A 559-nucleotide genomic window follows, 5' to 3' on the forward strand; every position below is an offset into this window, starting at 1 on the left:
GGTCGATCAGAGCTTGTGCCAGGTCTGGCTCTTGCAGATCAGTCCGCCAAGCACGCAGCCGCTCATCTTGAGCGAGGTGCCCGACAATGTCGCCTTGCCTGAATAGGTCTTGTCGTTTGCCGGATCGGTGATGTTGCCGGCATATTTGTTGTCGCCGGCGGCCTTGAGCGAGCCGATGGTCTTGCCGGCAAATTTGCCGGACTTGAGCGTGATGGAAAACGTGTCGCTGCCCGCGATGGCTGCGGTATCTCCCGCCTGTGTCTTCCAATTGCCTTCGATAGGATCGGCGCACGCCGCACCCGCCATGATCAATGTGGCCGCCAGGGCCAGGCTCACTTTTCGAAACATGGTCTTCCTCCCTTTGGATATCCGGCCGACGCTCCGCCCTCGCCGGTCTGCCGCTTACGCAAACGTAAGCTAATCCAGCTCCCGGCAAAACAAAAGTGGTGCCGCCGCGTAAGATTCCGGGATTCTGAAGGCGGCCACGCGGGCCGCACGGGCAAGAAAGGAAAGCATCCGCGGATCGTGTTTGTTTCCCGTGGTTAGCGGAGTGTTGATC

Annotated in this window: 1 protein-coding gene; it reads right to left on the reverse strand. The window is 59.7% G+C overall.

Features of this window, described 5'->3' with window-relative positions:
* Positions 1 to 6: 6 nt before the first annotated feature.
* Positions 7 to 348, reverse strand: a complete 342-nt coding sequence (locus ACXJ7R_RS35990) for a DUF2147 domain-containing protein (RefSeq protein WP_095081730.1) — start codon at positions 346 to 348, stop codon at positions 7 to 9.
* Positions 349 to 559: the final 211 nt, after the last annotated feature.

Source organism: Mesorhizobium sp. P5_C1, from assembly GCF_054049815.1.

Bases quoted from the DNA above. Each gene is read 5' to 3' on its own strand.
- ACXJ7R_RS35990 (WP_095081730.1), bottom strand. From the start codon at position 348: ATGTTTCGAAAAGTGAGCCTGGCCCTGGCGGCCACATTGATCATGGCG.